The organism is Paenibacillus oralis (assembly GCF_003863965.1).
Taxonomy (GTDB): Bacteria; Bacillota; Bacilli; order Paenibacillales; family Paenibacillaceae; genus Fontibacillus; species Fontibacillus oralis.
The window spans coordinates 304,737-322,518 of the sequence record NZ_RRCN01000002.1; the positions used below are offsets into that span (position 1 = coordinate 304,737).

Below are 17,782 nucleotides of genomic sequence, written 5' to 3' on the forward strand. Positions count from 1 at the left end.
GTAAATTCCTCCTTTAATTTGCGATCTTCCGCAGATTGGAATAATTATCTTCCAAACTTTCGGTATTAACCTGAGTTGTGACTGAGCTTGCATTTCTTGCACGTCCTTCAGCCCATGCCCGAGTTGCTTCAATGGATTCTTTCTTCGTAATCGATATGGGTTTGGTGGCTGCAAGGGCATGAATTATATCATCGGTTGTGAGATCTCGTTTCCCTTCGTTAAAAGCAGTCCAAAGGCTGGATTCAACAGCACTCTCAATTTCAGCACCACCGTATCCTTCACTATGTTTTGCCAGAGACTTCAAATCGAAGTTTTCAGGATTTCTACCACGTTTATTGATGTGGATTTTAAAAATAGCTTCCCTTTCTTCTATTGTAGGAAGATCGATGAAGAAGATTTCGTCGAACCTCCCCTTACGTACTAGTGCCGAATCCAGTTTGGAAATATCGTTTGCGGTCGCAAAGACAAAGACAGGCTTTGTCTTTTCCTGCATCCAAGTCAACAATGTAGCACCGACGCGGGATGTCGTACCGCCATCAGTCGAATTGCCACTAGATATCCCAGCTAAGGATTTCTCAATTTCCTCGATTTGAAGGATGCAAGGAGCGAGAGCTTCCGCTGTACGAAGGACTGTCCGGAGTTTTTGTTCTGTTTCCCCCAGAAGACTTCCGAAAATTTGCCCAATATCGAAACGAAGCAGAGGAATTCTCCAAGCAGCGCTTGTAGCATTAGCGGCAGTAGATTTACCTGTTCCTGGCTGGCCGGTGCAGATAACTCCTTTTGGAGTTGCAAGGCCAAACTCGGCCGCTTCCTTAGTAAATGCCTTCTGGTACATAATCAGCCATTTTTTCAGTTCATCCAAACCGCCAATGTCATTGAGAGAAAACTTGGGCGGAATGTACTGCAAGAGCCCACTGCTATTAATGAACTGCGTTTTGATCTTCTGAACAAACTCAACGGCTTCTGGGCTGGTAAAGGATTCGTTTTCTACCCAGGTCAATGCAAAAGCATTTTCGGCTTCAGAGCAGGTTAGACCCAGTGCGGCTTGTACTAGTCTGTAACGATCTTCTTCCGAGACTCCCATCTTGTTAACAGCATCTTTGATCAATCTGGGTCTATCTTCAGGCGATTTCCTTTCTAAACTAAGTTTGAATTTCGATATAGCTACTGAGGATAGCACATCGTATAGAACAGAGTCGAGAGCATCGGCATCCGGCAGGTCGAATTGAAGGAAGGTAATGTCCTTAGATAGCTCTTGGGGAAGGTTAACCTGAGAGCTTACGAAGATGAGATGTCGTTCCGTTCTTTTGGCTATTGGAATTAAATCTTTGATCAACTGAACAATCATGTGTTTCGAGTTTGGGTTATCTAAGAAAAAGTGCAGGTTTTTGAAAACATACAGGGTTTGCTTGGGCGATTCACCTGTCGCAACATATGTCAAGGCAGCGATGGGATCTGTTGTATCTTTGTGGACTTTGTTATTTTCCGCTGGATCAACAAATCCTTTTGTACAGCTCCACTCTAGGTATCTAAGCTTTACGTCGGTTCCCTTGCCTTCTTTAGCAATTCGCTGCAGGTCTTTGCAGATCCTTTCCTCTTCCCAATCTTGAATCCATATAGCAGGATACCCCGCCAAAAGGTATTGCTTAATTTTATCTCTCAAAGTTGGTCCTCCTTAGAAATAAATCTTTGTAGTTTAACTATACTCTTTCCATATTTAGGTTTCAATTATTTTGTTGAAACCTAAATATTCAGACCTTTTCGCCTCAACTATCTACTATATAAATACGTTTTCATGCATAGTGCGTTTCTGTAAGCTCTTCGATTTTTTGATATATTTCGTCAGGGTTCGGGATGTCAAACAAGTTTATTGTTTTTGAACGGACTCCCGTTGAGATAGAAACCGTTCCAAGGCCGAGACGTTCCTGAAATGGTGAACAGGTGTAATCAACTGCGGATATGCTTGAATATTTTATCGTAGTTTTTATTTTTTTTCTGTAGGACTCGAAATACGTCATATGATCTTCAAAGAATGAATAAACCGTCTTTTCTTTATTTTGCTTAAGTGCCCTGTATACAAAAAGAGTTACTGTGAAGTATAGGACCATTCCCACGATTATTGGTAGGGAGGAAAAAATAAATGCCAATGTATGGGTGTTACCAGAATCAGTTGCAGATGCTATCGATTCCTTTAATCCCGGAGATGATTCTATGATGATGGCACCAACTATAATTCCAAGGATCGGGACAAGGAATGAGCCGAAGAACATTGTGATAAAGATGCTGATAATTAGTGAAAATACTAGCGTCTGGAGAGGACGGAATACAGGTTTTACCTCAAATAATGGGCTCAGTTGATTGTACAAATGAGTTACCTCCTTCTGGCAAGTGATTAAAAAAATGATTTACCTGGACGTAATTGAATACCCAAGTAAAAAAGCACCTCTAAAAATGGCGATACCGCCGTTTTTAGAGGTGCTTCCTCGTATAAATATTCAATTAATGAAAGCATATCAAATTATCTAATAAACTACAATGATTTTATTCCTCATCAATCAGCTCATATTCTTTATTTTCGAATAACACGTAAACTCCCTGTTCGATGTATTCTTCGATCGGAAGCTCTTGCGGTTCCTCATAATCGGAACTATCTTCCGGAATCGATCCTGCGGCCTTCTGTTCTTTCCATGCTTCAATGTAAAAGGCTTTTCCTACCGCTGAAGCGATCACCTCTCTTCCCGTTTCAATATGCCGGAAGCGTTTGTCTAAAACTCACTTGATTTGAAGACGAGACTTAAAATAGATCTCTACAAGCTTGAGGTAGGCTGCTGGAAGATTTAAAGAACCAGAGACGTGAATTTGTGGAACACCAGTGTCATTTTCTTCTGTATGTAATGTTATTCCAAACTTTCTGGCATTCATGGTAACCGACGCAAATTCACCCAAAGCTCCCATTGGGTGGAGTCTCATTTTGCCCGTACCATCGCATACTATACAAGGGTGACCCAACAGGGTCCCGGCAGATTCACAGAGTTTACAACCGATCTCAGGCCCCACTAAGGACACTATCAGGTAAGGCTCTTGTATATGGAATGAGACCTCCCCTTTCCCTGTTATACCCCATGATCTAAGTATATTTGCTGGAATAGTAAATTGGCCTTTATTAGTGATTCTTCTTCTAGGAAGTAGCTTATCTAGTTCTGAATTTAGGCCAACGATTCTAGCCTGGAACCTACCCACCTGCTCAATAATTATTTTTCCGTCATTCGAGTCCAAGCCGAGGAATTCTCGTGCCTCTTTTGGAAGAGTAACCAATCCGGATTTTGAAAATGGACGATAAATCACCGAGCACCCCCTCTATATGATACATAAATAAATGAATTGGCAGCGATTTCTTGTTTCATTTTAACTTCCGCTCCGTGTAAATCACTTGAGTTTTTTGGAGCTGATATGTCATCAAGGTCTTCAGGGGAAGCTTCAATTACGAGGATTTGACGATGGCTGCGGCCGATGATAAGAATTTCCCTCACTTTTCCCCAAAGTGCCGCGTTGGTTACCTGGTTAACAGGGTCCGCAGTGTTCAACATAATGTCTTTCCAATGAACAAAAAATGGCGTGAAATCGGAGAGACTCTCCTGCATCCTTTCTTCCGCATCTTTTCGAATGGTTTCCCACTCGGTTGGTGATTTCGTAGTAATAATGTGTCTAAACAAAAAATCCTCTTCCATTCGAATCTGCTATTTCCATTCATTACTTACTTTTATTATGCTACTTTTCTATTTGTTAAAGGAATTGGCTGTTTTCTCGCCTATGTTAACAGATCCTTAGCCTTGTTTTCTTCGTTCGAAGGACCAGTTTTCCTTAACCATGCATAGTAACCAGAAAGACATGACAAAAAGGATTTTACAATATAGTTAGTTGCTTCTGTCCGTTTGTTAAAGATGCTGTCCCAAAAAGTATCATCATCAAACTGTTTGAAGTCGCTCGCCATAAAACCGGGTATGTTATGAAGGGCATTTGCTAAATCTGAAAGATACTTAAAGTTGTAGATTCGTTGGTTTCGAATTTCCAATAAGAATTCCCTTATAAGAGCACTATACGCATACCTCTTTGCTTCAAGTGGCTGGCCGGAAACTTGTTCGATGAAAGTAGGATACGATAGTTCCAGCACCTTATTTACATCGTGAATTGTCAATATAGTACGCTTTGCAATGTCATCAATGGAAACAAATCCGGACACCGGGAACGGAGTCGGAATACTCAGCTTATCGATGTTGCACTTACCTTCCAAAGTTTCTTGAATCATTTCCAGAACGCTTTGGACTTCATTAAGCAACTGAATTGAAGAGGGGTGATTAGGAAGAAAATCCTGCTGGGCTTTCAGAGTATTGTAGACAGCAACAACAGCGTTATAACGGTCCTGAAGTTCTCCACTAGATAGTTGAGTTGTTTCATGATTTTCGAGTACCTGGAACCACTCCAAGAGCCCTTCTGCCTCCCTTTTGAGATCAGTTAAGCTCTTGGTCCAATGCTCTTGAAAAAGCTTCATCTTTTTGTTGAACATCTTATCACCTCATTTTATTACTACTCAATGTACTAGCAGGGACAGCGATGGTACTAAAATAAAACAAATTAAATAATTAAAGCAATCTGACCCATAAGTTCCCGATGCATTCTAGTACGAATCCGACTGAAATTCACTCAAACCCGATATTTTCCAGAACTAGCGAATCGACAACCGATTTAAGAATAGCCTTTGCTTTTTTTAGATTTCCACTTTCTAAACACAAAAACGCATCTATCCCCAGAGATAGATGCGTGCTTCGCATTTTTTGCTTATTTGATTAAGTATATCGTATCATAGGAGTCGAACCCTGTAAATGTATATTTATACTAACAGATCGGCCGTTGACTTCTTCATTACAGGTGGGGATATAAATAAAAAAGCTCCACTAAGGTTTCAGTGAAGGAAGTGATCGATGCAATCAATTGCGTACAATCAACAATAGCCTCTTTTCCAAATTTGGAAGAAAAGGCTCTTGTTGATTACGAAACTAAGAAGGATTCAGTAAACATTTTCTTCATGAGATAAAAATTCGCAGTTGCGTCGGGCAATGCTCTGTGTGGTCGTTCGTTATGAATATCATATAATTTCAAGAGCGTTTCCATTCGATAATCTTTAACGATGAGGTTTGACTTTTTTGCTAATCGCTTTGTACAGATAAGTTCTACATTTAATCGAGGCAACCTAAATCGCTGGCAAAACGTATCAATAAGTGAGAAGTCATATAGGATGTTATGCCCTATCAAGTATCTGCAATCCTTTAAGTAATAAACCAGTGCTTTAATGGCATCATAACTTCTTGGCGCTCGGTCCACATCCCTTTGGGTAATACCGGTGAGTTCTCGAACAGCTTTGGGAATTTTCATATTAGGGTTAACAAATGATTGCAACTTATCGGTTATCTGGCCGTCAGTAAATTTTACAACACCATATTCGATCACCCGAGCATATTGAATCACGGTGGAAGTCGCTTCCAAATCTAAACATGCACCTGTAGCCGGCATGAAAACTCCTTCATAATAGATAGGAGAAACCTCAAACTTTTTCTTCTTGTTTGATTTAAAACCAATCAATCTTGTTTCGTATTCTGAGATTGTATATCCCCTCAGCACATTAATGGGATGATTATCCTCTAGCCCCAGTTTATTAACCTTATCAAGGTTCCCTTGATATTCGAAAAAGGATATGTGCTGAGAAGCCTTAAAAGAATGAAGAATTCGTAAGACATGATCTTTTGTCCTGCCATCACCCAGTTGTAGATAAATAGGGGAAAAGGCCATTAGAATAGTTCGGTTACAGTATTGGCTAGCAAGGCGTGTAAGCACTGCAAGGAGTCCTTTCCAAATCGCATTTTCCGGCAGTTCGCTGCCCATTTGTATGAACATATAGCCTTCCTTGATACCGTGGACATTACAATAAAATGCCATGCTTACTAGCCGATCTTCTTGGAAAAGATCCATAGCCAATGTTATTTTATCATTCATCGTCATCACCGGATTCATTGAAAATTAATTGACTTAAGTTAAGCATATCTTAAGAAAGGCTACCTAGTAAATTTTGACGATAGTATATATTAAGAAACCGGCCTTTAATCGAGCACCTTGCTGAATAATGGGTCCATAATTGGGTCTAATTTAACATGGGTTATAATAACCCTGAATGCTATAATGCAATTGTGTTTTTGAACTTGTCTAAGTAAGGAGGGGAAGTTATGGAGCAACAAGGATATAAAGTTTTAATTGCCGAAGATGATATACATCAAATGTCTTTGTTGAAAAAGATAATCAACGACATGGATTTAGTCATTGTCTCCACAGTATCCTCCGGAATACGCTTGATTGAAGAAACAAAACAACATAAACCGGATATCATATTACTGGATATTAGACTCAAAAAGCTAGATGGGATCTCTGGCATTAAGGAAATTCATGCTGCAGGCCTCCACCCGCAAGTGATCTTTGTAACAGGTTCATTAAAACCAGAGCATCTTTTGGCAGGTTTTGAATTCGAGTCTGTGGACTATATCACAAAACCAATCAACGAGATCAGATTAAAAAAGGCTATCAATAAGGCGAAGGATCAGATTCACGCAAAAAAGCTTCTGGATGCAGATGTCCAAGAATCCATTCATTGGGTCATTCTAAAGCAAAACTACCGGGATGTAACCGTTGCGGAAAATCAAATAATTTATGTCGAAAAGGATAAGCTACACCGGAATAAATACATAGTTCATCTTAAGGACGGTACTCTCCTTGAGACCAGTACTCAGTTGAAAGAAATCAAAGAAATGTGTTCGGACAATCTTGTTTACTCTCACCGTAGTTATTTGGTGAATGCCCTTTATATTGCAGCGATCCAACCAGATGGGCACATCTCCAAGAGTTACACTATTTCCCTCGAGCACACATCCGATAAGGTGCCTCTTACAAAGAAGAACATCAATGAGGCTTCGGATGTTTTTTTGAAATTTCGTGCCCAACTTACTTTTTAAAAGGGTCATTCGTAAGGCAAAGGAGCAAATACGCGCAAAAAAACTTCTAGATGAAGATGTCCAAGAGACAATTCGTTGGGTCGTTCTAAAGCAAGACTATCAGGCTGTAACCGTTGCAGAAAATCAAATTATTTATGTCGAAAGGGACAAGCTATACCGGAATAAGTACATAGTCCATCTTAAAGATGGTACTTTCCTTGAGACCAGTACCCAGTTGAAAGAAATCAAGGAACTGTGTTCGGACAATCTTGTTTATTCCCATCGTAACTACTTGGTGAATATTCTTTATATAACGGCAATCCAACCAGAGGGGCACATCTCCAAAAGCTACAACATTTCCCTAGTGCATACATCCGATAAGGTTCCTCTTACAAGGAAGAATTACAGTGAGGCCCCGGATGTTTTTTTTAGATTTCTTGTCTAACTTGTTAGCGGCGGCGATGGTTGACTTGAGTTTTGAACTCAATATCTCCGTCGATATCTCCGTCTTCAAGAAGTTCGTAATTAATAATGATGCTTCCATATTCAATTGTCGGTTGTGCCGTAATGTTGTCTTCTACCAGCATCAAGAAGGAGAGCAGCTTTCCACGGCTCATGCCAACTGATGTATTGATTGGCACTGGTCCGCGAAGATTCGCCTTTTTTATATGATAATTTATTGCAAGTTCTCCATCACGAATGAAAAATTCCATGGTGCCTTTTGGCATCTTGGAGAGGGTCTTAGGAAAATAATCAGAAATGATGCAGAGTTTTAACTGATCATAGAGGTTTTGGTTGTTTCTTGGGAAAAGATTATTGATATTCTCGTTCCCTGACACTTTAGACATATCCATAATGATCGCACCTCTTTATTCTATATAATCCCAAAGAACTATCTCGCATAATTTAATATACCAATAGTCTTAGGGCCGGAAAAGAGGTTGTGCATGAAATGTCCGAAGTTCTGTCTGAAATCGACCATTCGACAAAACTCCCTATATTGTGACATGTTATGATTTATTTAACTTGAGAGTTTTTGGAATATTCTATAAGTTTTTATTCCGTAATGTCGAGAAAAAGGAAGAGACTGGTATGCCTCTTCCTTTTGCTTCTTGACTTGTTATAAGAGCATTTGTTCCTGACGAATAACCATATCATTGAATTTTTCTTTTAAATAATCGATCGTAATTTTGGGCTTGGAGATATTAAAAACTTTGTGGCCTTCAAACTCATACTTACTAATCCACCACGCCTCCATACTATTTAAGTATTGCTGGTTTTGAAGGTCATTCCATCTTTTGTCTCGGTAAATTTCTGACAGGACGCTGAAACTCAAATCATTAATATGACCTTTCTTTCCTTCTTTTACGTGCTCCTGCCAACGAAAGAAGGGCATATACCGAGTTTGGCCAATGTAATAATGGTCTTCGGCGCGATTATATATTAGGTAGATGTATCCAAAAATATCGCCATTATTGCCTTCTTCTTTGATTTGGAATTCTCCTTCATCGCTCTTCTGGCTCCGCTTATAATGAATTTCGCAGTCCGTAGTACAAAAATATGCCGTTTGCTCTAAGTCAGTAAAGACTGAATCCCGGGATTCGTAATAATGGCCATCACCAATGTAAGCCCGAGGAAACTCGCTTGCTTTTCCTTTGACGGGCTTCGTACACCAAAAGCAGAAGGTATCGATTTGTGCGTAAAAACGATCATACCAATATTTTTCACTATCCATGACAATAGCGTAAATCCCATTCTTCTTTTTCGGTTTGGCGAATTTCAATTCGGTAGAGGTGTTCGTACAGAACCTATCCAATACTTTTTGCTTAGCCTCATCACGTCCTCCTGTTATATCCGATAGATAGAATTCATCCAGAAGAGTCCCTTTCTCACCTCCGTCACGCTCGAAAGAATAATCATATACGCGTACCCAATAATAGGTGTTGGTTGTATTCATTACTGCTCCCTCCTTTTTCACTATTCGTTGACAATGTAATGTTCTAAGAAAAAAAGCATCTCCTCCAATTTTAAGGCCGATGGGGGGATTCATAATGCAAAGGTGAACAACGCCTGTATAATGCAGCGGTTTCAGGCCCAATTACTGCATCAATTGTTGTAGAAACAGTATTCATAGAAAGTTCCCCCTTTCTCTCGACTGCAGCAGAAGGAGATGGAATGGATTTCAGGTGACTGATGAAATCTTTGAACGAGAAGGATTAAAGAAAATCTTTTACTCCCATATCTATACAACTCCATTCTCTTTTTTCTTGCGTTCTTCGTCGATCCAAAACCGGACAGGCTCAACGCCGTACCGCTTACACAATTCGATGAAGCCGGATTTACTGAGATAGAAGCAGACGCTGAAGTTCATATCTCTCCACGGATTCTTGACCACCCATTCCATAGGATCAACTCGATCAAGGATGGAATTGCCGGAATACTGTTCTTCCTTTGCCCAGTGCTGGAGTACGTCTGGAAGGTCGCCTAATTCTATTCCGCACATTTTAGCCAGGGCGGCTGCCGTGGTAGGGCTAAACTTGGCGTAAAGTGAAGCTTTACTCCGATTAATATAGCAGTAATATTTGCTCGCCCAACCTTCCTGACCATTATGAAGGCGCAAACCGGTATCGTACGTCGATTCTGAAGAGTTGTATTTGCCTTTGTCCCCGGCTTTGCTAAAACGAAAAAGGATGTTTTCATCGTCAGTGAACTCGTAGCCGAATCCATGCTTTTTATATCTCATGGACGGAGCCAGGAACTGGCCTTCGACGATGGCTTTATAAAGGTTCTCTTGGTTCGCTACGATGGCTTGCTCATACCAGTCGAACACTTCCTCCTTACGCCGCTCATATTCTTCGTGTGCCGCCCAGTTGATCTGCTTCGCCATGTTGTAGCGAGCGACCCAGCGCTGGTCAGCAATAACCTGTTCGGCTGTGCCGAACATCGTAGAGTCCATAGCCTGAATCTTTGCCGAGCTATGGAGAATAGCGTTTCTGTCATAAAACCATACCTTTTGCTCCACAACGTCTTCCCGAATGAGGGCTATTTTGTCATCACCGACTTCGATGGTGCGGTAATCGCCTTTCAACTGCTTCAGTACATCTTCTTGACGCTTGCTCCCAGTGAGTAATAACTTAATCTCGGTGCCATCATCCACCAGGTTCAGCATCTCGTCTTTTACCAAGTGTTTGTAGCGCTGCTCCAGCCAGTAGTGCTGCCCAGTAGGCACGAACTGCCACTCGTCCTTCATCTTCTCGAAAGTCACATCCGAAGACTTCAGCGCCGGGGCCTCCAGCACTTTGTAGTTATCCATGACAGCCGGAAGGTGGGCGGCTCCTGCAACCAGAGCGTGCTGTACCTTCAGCATCTCTCCGGTATAGGAAAGCTGCGGAGTCTTATAATTTTCCTTCCAGAACTTGCGCTCAATCTGGCTGAACATCATGGCAATCCATATCGTCTCGTCCGGATTGAGGTCGGCTATTTTCTGCAATGGATTGGCCTGAACATTGTATGGTGCCAAGGCGGTGGATTCCTGTTGCTCGATGTACGCCGATCTGCCGTCCTCAGACATGGCTATGCCCATAAGGTCGTAGGGGAAATGGTAGCGCCAGTATCTGGAGGCGAAAGAGCGATCAGGCCGCCTAGACATATACTTCGCCAGCGGGTGGGGCTGCTTGTCGCGGTCGGTAAGAATGGATAGCGTTCCGCCGTTTCTGATCGCAAAAATAAAGAAGGAGGAAGTCGCCAACGGATCACGAATCAGGTTCAGCGTGATACCAGACTTCTTTGTTTGCGTCATGGACTTTATCAGGCTGTTGATGTTCCAGAACTCGAAAACTGTTTCATTATATACTGGCCTCCCTCCGTCAGGGTCGCCTTGAAGGAATTGATGGCACTCCAGAGCTTCGATGGCTCGCAGCGCATCTCGCCGTAGGAAGGCGAGGGAGTGAAGGTCGTTTGCCATATCGAAGGTTTCTTTATTGGTCACGCCGTAATGTGTCAGAGCGGCTATGACGCTGTCTCTGAACTCATTTTTGGCTTCGGACACTGCTTCCGAATCTAAAATGTCCAGTAGCTCGCGGCACTTCTCCAGGTAATCGACTAGGATGCGGTAGTCGTCAAGGATGGACTGCACGGTGAAATTCCGATTTTCCAAGTAGTCTCGGACGAAGTAGTCCAGCATCATCATCGTGGTGATCTTTGTGGGGTCGATCCGAAGGGATTCCTTTAATTCATCATTGACACTTTTAATTTCCCATTCTCTGGATGTGAAAGTACCGTACTCCTTGGCAGGATCAACGCCAGTAAGCTCTACCCATAAATCAAGAGCGCGGACTATGTTGTCAAGGTCCTCAAACTTCTCCTTGTTCATATAAATCCCTCCTGTAATCTTTGCTTGCTAATAAAAATGAGATGTTGACATCCCCTTTTTGGAACACCGTTTCACTAAGAATCAAATAGATTGTGTGGAGTTTTTTCGCCTGACGTCGCATTGAAATTTTCATAGAATGGTTTGTTCAGTTTATCTGAAATTTCCAGTACGACATTTTCCCAGGTAAAGAGAGCAGTTAGTTTCCCTTGAGTTTGCCTTGATTTGGTGTCTTCATTTTCTCCATAGCTAGAATTTTTTGATTTAAAAATTGTATGAAATCATAGGCGGATTGGAGGTCATCATCGTGGAGATTTTTCACGATCGATAGAAGTTCCATTTTTCTTACCATGATTTCTTCCCCGCCTTTTCCTTTTAATTATCTACCCTTGTGAAAATGGAAGCGAATTTTAGAGGACCCAATTTCTTATTCGAAGAGCTTGAATCTGCAATCATCTTGGGTAATAGCTATCTTCCATACTTTATCTGCCGAGGAAAGTGAACTGAGAAATATACAGATCTCAGGATAGAATTTAGGTTTTCCCGTAAGGAAACGATCCTCTGGAATAACCCCCTCCTCAATTAATCTTTCACAGATCGCTCTAACGCTCTCTTCGCCGGCATGAAGGTGCTCCAAACATTTCAATTCAATTGTATTTAGAGCGTTATCCGCGTCTTGCTCTCTTATTTTAGAGACAGGTATTGGTTCATCAAATAACGTTGCTCCTTCGTATAAATCTATCTCTTTACGCGGCATTAAAGTATCCCTCCGACTAAGAACGGGTGCCTATGGGGTACCTGTTCACAATTTGAGTATCAGCTTTAGTAGATAGTAAAATGTCCCAACATTAAGGCATAACAGGAGCGGAACACCAATTCTAAATGACCGGTGTTTTGTTTTATGATGGAACACATACATTCCACCTAATACCCCCAATGCACCGCCCAATAAGGCGAATCCAAATAGCCGCTTTTCCGGGACCCTCCATTCTGAATTTTGGGAGCGCTTTTTATCGACTCCCATGACGATATAACCACCAAGGTTAACGATAAGATGGTAGACAATAAAAACAAGAAACCCACTTTGAACATTTGGGATATAATTATTCAAGTCAACGCAATCCTTTCTATTTGTAGTTATGAACCATTAAGAATGAACCTACAAAACCGATCACAATTCCAGATAATCTTATATACTCGAACCAGATAAAGCACACTCCTTCTTCAATAGAAAAAGCACCGAAGACTGGCCGTTCGGCCAGTCCTGGTGCTTCCAGGTTTCAGTATTCGATTACCATAATTATACCGGAAGGCTCGGAAATACGGAAGGGTGCATTCTGATCTTTCGAACGGATTGCAAGCTTTTTTCGTTCATGATTGATCTTACATATCGATGATCAACGATTTCTTTTTCGCTATATTTTGAAGAAGCAATGCCATTATCGTAATGTACGTTCTTTACCAATGCCAATATGGCTTCATCGTTTCGTAATCAATTTAGGGGCCCTGTTGGAATTGAACCAATGTATGGCCGGTTATGAGCCGTCTGCTTCGCCACTAAGCTAAAGGCCCTTAAATATGGTGGGAATGGAGAGACTTGAACACCCACGAACTTTCGGTTCGTAGCTCCTCAAACGAACCATCGTTTTTACTTCCAATGGACGGAAAAACAATTTTGCGGAACGTCCGGCAGTGAACCGGATCATCGGAGTTACCGAATGCACTTTATGAGCGTTCCGATGGCAGGGGCATCCGGATTCGAACCGGAGATGCGGGAGTCAAAGTCCCGTGAATTAGGCCTCTATTCTATACCCCGATATTGGCAGGGAGCGTGGGTATCGAACCCACCACAATCTGCTTTGGAGGCAGACTCGCCGGCCAAGGAACATGGCCCCCTAAATAGATGGTGGAATCGAGAGGATTTGAACCTCTGACCTTCTGCTTGCAAAGCAACTGCTCTACCAATTGAGCTACGACCCCATGGCAGGGATAACAGGACTCGAACCTGCATTACACGCATTAACAGTGCGCTGCCTTACCAAATCGGCTATATCCCTAAATATTGGTGCTGTCGATTGGACTTGAACCAACGACCTCTCGGTTATCAGCCGAGTGCTCTAACCAAGACTGAGCTACGACAGCATGATTGGCGGTCCGAAGGGGACTTGAACCCCTGACCTCTGCATTGACAATGCAGCATTCTAACCAACTGAACTATGGAACCAAGATGTAGCCATTGACGGGATTCAAAGCCACGAGCACTTGTTCGAAAGACAGGTGTTTTATTCCCTTTCACCACTACACTAATATTGAATTATGGTCGGGATGACCGGATTTGAACCGATGGCCTCTAGTACCCAAAACTAGCGTTCTACCAAGCTGAACTACATCCCGTAATGGTGGGAAAGGACGGATTCGAACCGCCGAACCCGAAGGGGGCTGATTTACAGTCAGCTGCGTTTATCCTCTTCGCTACTCTCCCATATTTGGTGCCGGCGGAAGGAGTTGAACCTTCAACCTACTGATTAAAAGTCAGTTGCTCTACCGATTGAGCTACGCCAACATGTATACAAAGTAAATCCTTCTTGAAGCGGGTTTATCTCCCTTAGATCTTTTTTAAAGCTAATAAACCCGAACTAATTACCGACTCACACTCCGCGAAACTTTAAAATTCTAGTTTATGGTGCGGCCAGTGGGACTTGAACCCACAGGTGAGCTTTCACTGCACGAGCTTCTGATGCCCGCATGTCTGCCATTCCATCATAGCCGCGTGGCCCCCCTCCAGGACTCGAACCTGGGATCGCGGCTTCAAAGACCTCAGCCTTACCAACTTGGCTAAGAGGCAATTTGGGGAGATCAACCGGAATCGAACCGGTGATAACAGGGCCACAACCCGTCGCGTTGGCCATTTCGCCAAGACCTCCATGGTGGTTGGAGCCGGGATCGAACCGACGACGCATGGTTCTTCAGACCATCGCTCTTCCAACTGAGCTACCCAACCATTGGAGCGGAATACGGGAATCGAACTCGTACTGAATGCTTGGAAGGCACTCGTTCTACCCTTAAACTAATTCCGCAAGATGGTGACGCATGCCGGATTTGAACCGAGCGAATGTAGGATTGAAAGTCCTGTGGCTTAAACCGCTTGCCCAATGCGCCGTTTATTGGCGGACTGAACAGGTTTCACACCTTTTGTATAACGTCGCGTTACCAGCTTCGCTATCATTCGTGTTCTGCCACCTCTCCAAAAAGGAAAAAGCTACTCATCCGCAGTGGTTCCATTTTAATTACTTGTCTGACCCGGCTCGACGGAAGAAAAAGACAAGCACAAATGGGACCACATGCTCAGATGCAAGTAGCCTTTTACGTACAAATTTATGGATCAACGGATTTTAGATTCAGAACGGTCCGTGATTCATAATCACCTTAGCACCGTTCCTCCTCTCTTAAGGATTGAACGGACCAAACGTGGCACGTAAATGCTACTGATGATTGGCTGGAAATAAGTTATGAAATAAGTGCTAAACAGCCCTTTAATACCGTTATCGTGCCAAATATCCGCGTGCTTTTGATTGATCGATATCTCTTGATAACCAAAAGTCTGCTGATAAGGCTGCTCGCAGTGATTATTAAATAACTGGTTTCTCATAACTTATCCCTTCCTTTCTCCGTAGTTTTCGTACCGATAAATTTTTAAACTTTATCGCTTTAATGTTTTACCGCTTTATTGTGTATGAATATATCACAGGATATTATTGCTGTCAACACCTTTTTTTATCATTTTGCCAATCACGTATAAAACAAAAAGACCGCTGAAGTTCAGCGGTCTTTCCAAATCCAGACAAACATGCATCAGTAGATGCTATTTTGCCTTAAGTTCTCCCCATTCATCAGGAGAATTTTGGATATCGAAAAAAGGCCGCGTGGCGAGGTATAAGGCTTTTGGGCATTAAGAAAGAAATGATCACCTTTCGACAGGCTCCACTGTTGAATGCTCTCGTGTCCAAATAGATATAACGCCTTGTTCATCCTTGCTCACGCTCCTCTCCCTGTTCCTGAATTTTCCTTATCATAAATCACCCTGATGTTACCTGTCAAGCAAAGAAAACTTCTCCGCCATTAGGCGACCTCGACTTCGGAATTCTTAGATTTCTTGCGTCTGGGTGCTAAATTGAAATACTCCACAAATTGGAGCAACTCTATGCGGCTTAAAACGTATCCGTATCTTTTTAGACGTTTTAGGATAGTACTGCGAGGAACCTCCTCTTCGCACTGGATTTTGATGAACTCTTTCAGATCCTCCAGTTCCTCACCCATTACAAGCGGCAAAGGGTTGTCTATCCCTAACTTTCGGTTCGGGTTATTTCTTCTATGATTCTGCACTTCTTGGTCCGAAGCCACCATAAGATCGGCAGTTGTAATTTGATAGGAGCCATCGTCATTACGACGGATGACATCGTAGGTTACCAAACGGCGAACCAATGAATTCAACGTTGAGTAATCAATACTGAGGCGGGATGCGATCTGTTTGAAATCGTTCTTCCCTTTCATCAATTCGAGAATGATGCGATGTTCAACTTGCCTAATCAGCATTTATTACCATCTCCAGTCTTTACATGTATTAATTATACCCAATATAGGTGAATTGTGGTAGTTTCGTAAAAAATCGAATAGGTTTTTTTATAGAAGGTCGGCCGCAAGTTGCGCGAGGTTCGATCGCTCACCTTTAAGAAGTTTCACGTGTCCTGAGATATCTTGATTCTTGAAGCGTTCAACAATATAGGTCAATCCATTCGTAGTACTATCAAGGTAAGGATGGTCGATTTGTTCAGGGTCGCCAATCAATACAACCTTACTGCCTTCGCCCGCACGGGAAACAATTGTCTTTACTTCATGCTTAGAAAGATTTTGTGCTTCGTCGATTACAATGAACTGGCCGGGGATGGATCTTCCTCGGATGTAAGTCAGAGCTTCGACTTGTATGCCCCCCATCCCCATCAAGATTTTTTCAATATCGCCGGGCTTTTTTGTGTCGAACAAATACTCGAGATTATCGTAAATCGGTTGCATCCATGGGCGGAGCTTCTCGTCCTTTTCACCAGGTAAGTAACCGATGTCTTTACCCATAGGAATAACTGGCCGGCCAATTAACAGTTTCTTGTACTTATGTTCGTCCTCCACCTTGCTCAGTGCTGCCGCGAGAGTGAGTAGAGTTTTTCCTGTACCAGCTTTACCAATTAACGTTACCAACGGAATTTCGTCATTTAATAGGAGTTCTAAAGCCATACGTTGTTGAGCATTTTTTGCGGAGATCCCCCAGACGGGTTGGTCGTTTGTAAAAAGAGGTATAAGCATCTTTTTGTTGATATCGACCTTTCCAAGAGCGGATTTAGTTGTCCCGAATTCATCCTTCAAGATGATAAATTCATTGGGATTCACTTGATGATTGAGTTCCGACAAACTGACTCCCCGATTGTTATAAAAAGCGTCGATGATACCAGGATGAATCTTAAGTTCGTTATATCCCTGGTAGATGTCATCAGATGCCACAACTCGATCGTTTTCGAAATCCTGTGCAACAATCCCCAAAACATCTGCCTTGATCCGAACCAGGACATCTTTACTTACAAGAATCACCGGCAGAGGATTGATCTCTTCCTTTTGCTCCATATGAAGGTTAAGGGCAACGGCCAATATACGGTTGTCATTGGTATATTCCCCAAATGCCTCCTGAACGTTTGAAAAGCTCCGATGATTCATTTCTATTTTGATGGTACCCCCTGCAGCGGTCCGAATTCCTTCATGCAATTTTCCTTCCTCCCGAAGAGCATCAAGCATTCGAGAGAATCGACGTGCGTTACGGCCAAGATCATCGTCACTACGCTTTTTGGCATCGATTTCTTCAAGTACAATGGCGGGAATGATTACATCATTATCTGCGAATGCTTGAAAAGGAGCCAACGGGTCAGCTAATGGTACATTGGTATCCAGCACATAAATTTTTTTCATCTGAAGGTCATCTCCATTTTAGAATTGGATTAGCCAAAAATCTCGACGTTTTTTAACACTCAATCCTTTGCAGATTATGATCTCCTACTCTGATCCTCCCTTAAGTTTTAAAGAATGGCGATGAATTTTACTGATCACTTTTATATGTCTTTTGGTATGACTTACGCGGACTCGAAATTCCACGATAACCGAATCACTGCCTTTAAAGACTTTCTTTACTCTCCCAACTAAATGGTCTTTGGTTATAACAAAATCGTTTCTCTTCATATGATCTCCTTGTAAAACAAAAAAAGCACCCCAAAAGGCTTTCGCCCTCGAGGTGCTTCCTCAGTCGTGTATTTAATTAGTTTTATTATCTGAAATTAATTAC

At 42.2% G+C, this 17,782-nt stretch carries 16 protein-coding genes and 16 tRNA genes; 2 read left to right on the forward strand and 30 right to left on the reverse strand.

Annotation, left to right across the window (positions count from 1 at the left end):
* Window positions 1-13: 13 nt before the first annotated feature.
* The 7 genes from EHV15_RS35040 to EHV15_RS35070 form a co-directional block, all read right to left on the reverse strand.
* Window positions 14-1,663, reverse strand: a complete 1,650-nt coding sequence (locus EHV15_RS35040) for an AAA family ATPase (protein ID WP_128635895.1) — start codon at window positions 1,661-1,663, stop codon at window positions 14-16.
* Window positions 1,664-1,793: 130 nt separating this feature from the next.
* Window positions 1,794-2,366: a PH domain-containing protein gene (locus EHV15_RS35045; RefSeq protein WP_128635896.1), complete on the reverse strand. Its 573-nt coding sequence runs from the start codon at window positions 2,364-2,366 to the stop codon at window positions 1,794-1,796.
* Between the two features lie 175 nt (window positions 2,367-2,541).
* On the reverse strand, window positions 2,542-2,730 hold the full coding sequence (locus tag EHV15_RS35050; RefSeq protein ID WP_128635897.1) for a hypothetical protein: 189 nt from the start codon (window positions 2,728-2,730) through the stop codon (window positions 2,542-2,544).
* A 42-nt stretch (window positions 2,731-2,772) separates the two neighbouring features.
* The gene (locus EHV15_RS35055; RefSeq protein ID WP_128635898.1) at window positions 2,773-3,345 is read right to left on the reverse strand and encodes an AbrB/MazE/SpoVT family DNA-binding domain-containing protein; all 573 of its coding nucleotides are present in this window, start codon (window positions 3,343-3,345) and stop codon (window positions 2,773-2,775) included.
* Window positions 3,342-3,728 carry a hypothetical protein gene (locus EHV15_RS35060; protein ID WP_128635899.1) on the reverse strand — a complete coding sequence of 129 codons (387 nt, stop codon included), beginning with the start codon at window positions 3,726-3,728 and terminating at the stop codon, window positions 3,342-3,344. The genes EHV15_RS35055 and EHV15_RS35060 overlap by 4 nt, the downstream gene beginning before the upstream one ends.
* A gap of 80 nt (window positions 3,729-3,808) precedes the next feature.
* Window positions 3,809-4,564 carry a hypothetical protein gene (locus EHV15_RS35065; protein WP_128635900.1) on the reverse strand — a complete coding sequence of 252 codons (756 nt, stop codon included), beginning with the start codon at window positions 4,562-4,564 and terminating at the stop codon, window positions 3,809-3,811.
* Between the two features lie 482 nt (window positions 4,565-5,046).
* Window positions 5,047-6,048: a 3'-5' exonuclease gene (locus EHV15_RS35070; protein ID WP_178076120.1), complete on the reverse strand. Its 1,002-nt coding sequence runs from the start codon at window positions 6,046-6,048 to the stop codon at window positions 5,047-5,049.
* Window positions 6,049-6,275: 227 nt separating this feature from the next.
* On the opposite strand from EHV15_RS35070, the gene EHV15_RS35075 reads away from it, so the two are divergent.
* Both EHV15_RS35075 and EHV15_RS38525 read left to right on the forward strand, forming a co-directional pair.
* Window positions 6,276-7,055 (forward strand): LytR/AlgR family response regulator transcription factor, encoded by a 780-nt coding sequence (locus tag EHV15_RS35075; RefSeq protein ID WP_128635902.1) that lies wholly within the window; start codon window positions 6,276-6,278, stop codon window positions 7,053-7,055.
* Window positions 7,036-7,479, forward strand: a complete 444-nt coding sequence (locus EHV15_RS38525) for a LytTR family transcriptional regulator DNA-binding domain-containing protein (RefSeq protein ID WP_128635903.1) — start codon at window positions 7,036-7,038, stop codon at window positions 7,477-7,479. Before EHV15_RS35075 ends, EHV15_RS38525 begins: the two co-directional genes overlap by 20 nt.
* A gap of 4 nt (window positions 7,480-7,483) precedes the next feature.
* On the opposite strand, the gene EHV15_RS35085 is transcribed toward EHV15_RS38525, so the two are convergent.
* The 23 genes from EHV15_RS35085 to EHV15_RS35190 all read right to left on the reverse strand — a co-directional run bounded on the left by EHV15_RS35085 (window position 7,484) and on the right by EHV15_RS35190 (window position 17,412).
* Window positions 7,484-7,888: a hypothetical protein gene (locus EHV15_RS35085; protein WP_128635904.1), complete on the reverse strand. Its 405-nt coding sequence runs from the start codon at window positions 7,886-7,888 to the stop codon at window positions 7,484-7,486.
* A gap of 266 nt (window positions 7,889-8,154) precedes the next feature.
* Window positions 8,155-8,991: a GIY-YIG nuclease family protein gene (locus EHV15_RS35090; RefSeq protein ID WP_128635905.1), complete on the reverse strand. Its 837-nt coding sequence runs from the start codon at window positions 8,989-8,991 to the stop codon at window positions 8,155-8,157.
* A gap of 285 nt (window positions 8,992-9,276) precedes the next feature.
* Window positions 9,277-11,406 carry a hypothetical protein gene (locus tag EHV15_RS35095; protein ID WP_128635906.1) on the reverse strand — a complete coding sequence of 710 codons (2,130 nt, stop codon included), beginning with the start codon at window positions 11,404-11,406 and terminating at the stop codon, window positions 9,277-9,279.
* Between the two features lie 424 nt (window positions 11,407-11,830).
* Entirely contained in the window at window positions 11,831-12,160 is a 330-nt protein-coding gene (locus EHV15_RS35100; RefSeq protein WP_128635907.1) for a DUF3895 domain-containing protein, read from the reverse strand.
* Window positions 12,161-12,205: 45 nt separating this feature from the next.
* Window positions 12,206-12,514 carry a DUF1294 domain-containing protein gene (locus EHV15_RS35105; RefSeq protein WP_342774102.1) on the reverse strand — a complete coding sequence of 103 codons (309 nt, stop codon included), beginning with the start codon at window positions 12,512-12,514 and terminating at the stop codon, window positions 12,206-12,208.
* Between the two features lie 389 nt (window positions 12,515-12,903).
* Window positions 12,904-12,975: transfer RNA gene (locus EHV15_RS35110), tRNA-Ile, on the reverse strand.
* 168 nt (window positions 12,976-13,143) lie between these two features.
* Window positions 13,144-13,219, reverse strand: a tRNA-Gln gene (locus EHV15_RS35115).
* Between the two features lie 4 nt (window positions 13,220-13,223).
* Window positions 13,224-13,300, reverse strand: a tRNA-Trp gene (locus EHV15_RS36880).
* Window positions 13,301-13,307: 7 nt separating this feature from the next.
* Window positions 13,308-13,383: transfer RNA gene (locus EHV15_RS35120), tRNA-Ala, on the reverse strand.
* Between the two features lies 1 nt (window position 13,384).
* Window positions 13,385-13,460, reverse strand: a tRNA-Asn gene (locus EHV15_RS35125).
* A 6-nt stretch (window positions 13,461-13,466) separates the two neighbouring features.
* Window positions 13,467-13,545, reverse strand: a tRNA-Ile gene (locus EHV15_RS35130).
* 5 nt (window positions 13,546-13,550) lie between these two features.
* A tRNA-Asp gene (locus EHV15_RS35135) sits at window positions 13,551-13,627 on the reverse strand.
* A gap of 93 nt (window positions 13,628-13,720) precedes the next feature.
* A tRNA-Pro gene (locus EHV15_RS35140) sits at window positions 13,721-13,797 on the reverse strand.
* A 3-nt stretch (window positions 13,798-13,800) separates the two neighbouring features.
* Window positions 13,801-13,885: transfer RNA gene (locus EHV15_RS35145), tRNA-Tyr, on the reverse strand.
* A gap of 5 nt (window positions 13,886-13,890) precedes the next feature.
* Window positions 13,891-13,966: transfer RNA gene (locus tag EHV15_RS35150), tRNA-Lys, on the reverse strand.
* A gap of 118 nt (window positions 13,967-14,084) precedes the next feature.
* Window positions 14,085-14,173: transfer RNA gene (locus EHV15_RS35155), tRNA-Leu, on the reverse strand.
* 2 nt (window positions 14,174-14,175) lie between these two features.
* Window positions 14,176-14,247, reverse strand: a tRNA-Gln gene (locus tag EHV15_RS35160).
* A gap of 4 nt (window positions 14,248-14,251) precedes the next feature.
* Window positions 14,252-14,326, reverse strand: a tRNA-His gene (locus EHV15_RS35165).
* Window positions 14,327-14,328: 2 nt separating this feature from the next.
* A tRNA-Phe gene (locus EHV15_RS35170) sits at window positions 14,329-14,404 on the reverse strand.
* 2 nt (window positions 14,405-14,406) lie between these two features.
* A tRNA-Gly gene (locus tag EHV15_RS35175) sits at window positions 14,407-14,480 on the reverse strand.
* Between the two features lie 4 nt (window positions 14,481-14,484).
* A tRNA-Glu gene (locus tag EHV15_RS35180) sits at window positions 14,485-14,562 on the reverse strand.
* Between the two features lie 960 nt (window positions 14,563-15,522).
* Entirely contained in the window at window positions 15,523-15,996 is a 474-nt protein-coding gene (locus EHV15_RS35185; RefSeq protein WP_128635908.1) for a hypothetical protein, read from the reverse strand.
* 87 nt (window positions 15,997-16,083) lie between these two features.
* The gene (locus EHV15_RS35190) at window positions 16,084-17,412 is read right to left on the reverse strand and encodes a PhoH family protein (protein WP_128635909.1); all 1,329 of its coding nucleotides are present in this window, start codon (window positions 17,410-17,412) and stop codon (window positions 16,084-16,086) included.
* Window positions 17,413-17,782 lie beyond the last annotated feature (370 nt).